The organism is Kineococcus glutinatus (genome assembly GCF_039542765.1).
In the GTDB taxonomy this organism is placed as follows: domain Bacteria; phylum Actinomycetota; class Actinomycetes; order Actinomycetales; family Kineococcaceae; genus Kineococcus_A; species Kineococcus_A glutinatus.
This window is the reverse complement of record NZ_BAABIL010000688.1, coordinates 1-3703: the sequence shown is the minus strand read 5'-3', so window position 1 is coordinate 3703 and position 3703 is coordinate 1. Positions and strand designations below refer to the sequence as shown.

Here is a 3703-nt window from a genome sequence, read left to right as displayed (position 1 = left end):
CCGCGGCGCAGGGCGCGGGGCGGGCGGGGGCGCCGGCGCCGGGGGAGGACCCGGCCGCCGCCTGGGACTCGCTGAGCCGGGGTCAGGACCCCACGCGCTGACCGCGCGCACCCGCCCCGCCGGCCGAGCCCACCCGCCGGCCGCACCTCGCCGGGGACCGGTGGCGCCGCGGCGGTACGGTGGACGGGGGCGTCGGGCAGCAGCCCGCAGCCCGACGGAGGTCCGGCCCCGGCCGCGGGTGCCGCGAGCGCTGAGGAGTGAGCACGTGGAGCAGAGCGGCAGCACGGCCGGGCGGCAGACGACGGCGGCGCAGGCGTCGCACAACGCCCGGCACGACGGTCCCGCCGAGATCGTCGACGAGCACGGCCACGGCAGCACGCCGGCCGCGTGGACGGGCGTGGGCATCTGCCTGGTCGGCTCGCTGGTCGTCTCCCTCGCGGTGGTCTTCACCCACCTCGTCACCGCGATCGTGGGGGCCGTGATCGTCCTCGCCGCCCCGGTCGTGGCCAAGGTGATGTCCAAGGCCGGCAAGGGCGCCACCGGCCGGGACGGCAGGCCCGCGGGCACCGGTCGGGCCACCTCGCACTGACCCCGCACTGACCCCGCACTGACCCCGCACCGCCCCCGCCGCCGGGGCGGTGGCCGGGTCGCCACCCCGGTGCGCCCGCCGTGGCGGGGTGGCTGCAGCGGGTGGTCGGGAGCACCTCCGGGCGGGTCTAGCATCGTGGCCGTGACGGTGCTGGACGACATCCTGGACGGTGTGCGCGAGGACCTCCGCGCGCGCCAGGCGCTGACCGACCTGGACGCCCTGCGCGAGCGCGCACAGCGCCAGGACCCCGCCCGCGACGCCCGGCAGCTGCTGCGGCCGCGCAACGTCGAGGCCCGCGGCATCAAGGTCATCGCGGAGGTGAAGCGCTCCAGCCCGAGCAAGGGTGCCCTGGCCGCGATCGCCGACCCCGCGGAGCTGGCCCGCCAATACGAGGCCGGTGGCGCGACCGTGATCAGCGTCCTCACCGAGCAGCGCCGCTTCGGGGGCAGCCTGGACGACCTGCGCGCGGTGCGCTGCGCCGTCGACGTGCCGGTGCTGCGCAAGGACTTCGTCGTGGGCTCGTACCAGCTGTGGGAGGCGCGGGCCTGGGGCGCCGACGTCGTGCTGCTCATCGTCGCGGCGCTGCCGCAGGAGGCGCTCGTCTCCCTGGTGGAGCGCACCCACTCCCTCGGCATGACGGCCCTGGTGGAGGTGCACGACGCCGAGGAGGTCGCGCGCGCCCTCGACGCCGGCGCGCAGGTGATCGGCGTCAACGCCCGCAACCTCAAGACGCTGGAGGTGGACCGGCTGACGTTCCACCGCCTGGCCCCGCTCATCCCCGACTCCGTGGTGCGCGTTGCCGAGTCCGGCGTGCGCGGCCCGCACGACGTCGTGGACTACGCCCGCGCCGGCGCCGACGCCGTCCTGGTGGGCGAGACCCTCGTGACCGGCGACGACCCGCGCCGGGCGGTCGCCGACCTCGTGGCCGCCGGTGCGCACCCGGCGGTGCAGGCGGTGCGCCCGTGAGCGCGGTCCCCGCCCCCGGCGCGCAGCACGTGGCCGGCCCGGCCGGCGAGCGCGGTCCCTACTTCGGCGCCTTCGGCGGCCGCTTCGTGCCCGAGGCCCTGGTCGCCGCCCTCGACGAGATCGACGCCGCGCACCGCGAGGCGATGGCCGACCCGGCCTTCCTGGCCGAGCTGGAGGAGCTGCACCGCACCTACTCGGGCCGTCCCAGCATCCTCACCGAGGCACCGCGCTTCGCCGCCCACGCCGGCGGCGCCCGCGTGCTGCTCAAGCGCGAGGACCTCAACCACACCGGCTCCCACAAGATCAACAACGTGCTCGGGCAGGCGCTGCTCACCCGGCGGATGGGCAAGTCCCGGGTCATCGCCGAGACCGGCGCCGGCCAGCACGGGGTGGCCACCGCCACCGCGGCCGCGCTGCTGGGCCTGGAGTGCACGGTCTACATGGGCGAGGAGGACACCCGCCGCCAGGCGCTCAACGTGGCCCGGATGCGGCTGCTGGGCGCCGAGGTCGTGCCCGTGCGGGTGGGCAGCCGCACCCTCAAGGACGCCGTCAACGAGGCCTTCCGCGACTGGGTGGCGTCGGTGGAGACCACGCACTACCTCTTCGGCACGGTCGCCGGCCCGCACCCCTTCCCGGTGCTGGTGCGCGACTTCCAGCGCGTCATCGGCCTGGAGGCCCGCCAGCAGGTCCTGGACCTGACCGGCCGGCTGCCCGACGCCGTGTGCGCCTGCGTCGGCGGCGGTTCCAACGCCATCGGCGCCTTCCACGCCTTCCTCGAGGACGGCGGGGTGCGCCTGTTCGGCTTCGAGGCCGGCGGCGACGGCGTGGCCACCGGCCGGCACGCCGCCTCCATCACGGGCGGGGCCAGCGGGGTCTTCCAGGGCTCGCGCTCCTTCGTGCTGCAGGACGAGGACGGGCAGACGCTGGAGAGCCACTCCATCTCCGCCGGACTGGACTACCCGGGCGTGGGCCCCGAGCACGCCTGGCTGGCGGCCAGCGGTCGCGCGGAGTACCGCCCCGTCACCGACGCCGAGGCGATGGAGGCCTTCCGGCTGCTGTGCCGCACCGAGGGCATCATCCCGGCCATCGAGAGCTCGCACGCCCTCGCCGGGGCGCTGGCCGTCGGCCGGGAGCTGGGGGAGGGCGCCGTCGTGCTCGTCAACCTCTCCGGCCGCGGGGACAAGGACGTCGACACCGCCGCGCGGTGGTTCGGGCTCGTCAGCGACGCGGACCTGGTGGCCTCCGAGGCCGAGCGGGTCGCGCAGACGCCGGCGCAGACGGAAGGATCGGGATGGTGAACGCGGTGCCGGGCACCGAGCAGGTGGCCCCGGCGGGGGCCGGGACGCGTCGCACGGCCGCCGCGGCGGTGGACGCCGCCCGCGCGCAGGGCCGCGCCGCCCTGGTGGCCTACCTGCCCGTGGGCTACCCGGACGTCGCCGGCAGCGTCGAGGCGGCGCGCGCCCTGGTCGACTCCGGTGCCGACGTCGTGGAGCTGGGCCTGCCGTACTCGGACCCGACGATGGACGGGCCGGTCATCCAGCGCGCCGTCGACGCGGCGCTGGCGGCGCGCACCCGCCCCGCCGACGTGCTGCGCGCGGTGGAGCAGGTCGCCGCCACCGGTGCCGCGGTGCTCGTCATGACGTACTGGCCGCCCGTCGACCGCTACGGCGTGGCGCGCTTCGCCGCCGACCTGGCCTCCGCGGGTGCGGCGGGGCTCATCACGCCCGACCTCATCCCCGACGAGGCCGACGCGTGGATCGCCGCCAGCGACGCCCACGACCTCGAGCGCGTCTTCCTGGTCGCTCCCTCCTCCACCCCCGCGCGGCTGCGCAGCACGGCAGCCGCCTGCCGCGGTTTCGTGTACGCCGCCTCGACGATGGGCGTCACCGGTGCGCGCGCCAGCGTCGGCGCCGGCGCCCGCGGTCTCGTGGAGCGCACCCGGGCCGCCGGTGCCGAGCGCGTCTGCGTCGGGCTGGGCGTCTCCACCGGCGAGCAGGCCGCCGAGGTCGCCGGCTACGCCGACGGCGTCATCGTCGGTTCCGCCTTCGTGCGCCGCCTGCTGGAGGCCCCCGACCACGCCGCGGGCGTGCGCGCCGCGGCGGCGCTGGCGGCCGAGCTGGCCGAGGGCGTCCGCCGGGGCGGCCCGGC

The 3703-nt window shown here is 77.3% G+C and carries 4 protein-coding genes; all 4 read left to right on the top strand.

Going from position 1 to position 3703, the window contains the following annotated elements:
• The first annotated feature begins 265 nt into the window (after positions 1 to 265).
• Positions 266 to 589, top strand: coding sequence for an HGxxPAAW family protein (locus tag ABEB16_RS20190; RefSeq protein WP_345713987.1), 324 nt, complete (start codon positions 266 to 268; stop codon positions 587 to 589).
• A 141-nt stretch (positions 590 to 730) separates the two neighbouring features.
• Positions 731 to 1555 (top strand): indole-3-glycerol phosphate synthase TrpC, encoded by an 825-nt coding sequence (gene trpC, locus ABEB16_RS20185; protein WP_345713986.1) that lies wholly within the window; start codon positions 731 to 733, stop codon positions 1553 to 1555.
• 29 nt (positions 1556 to 1584) lie between these two features.
• Positions 1585 to 2853, top strand: a complete 1269-nt coding sequence (gene trpB / locus ABEB16_RS20180; protein WP_345713988.1) for a tryptophan synthase subunit beta — start codon at positions 1585 to 1587, stop codon at positions 2851 to 2853.
• Positions 2847 to 3703 (top strand): tryptophan synthase subunit alpha (trpA, locus tag ABEB16_RS20175; RefSeq protein WP_345713985.1); only part of this gene is annotated, 857 nt, incomplete at its 3' end. The genes trpB and trpA, both read left to right, overlap by 7 nt.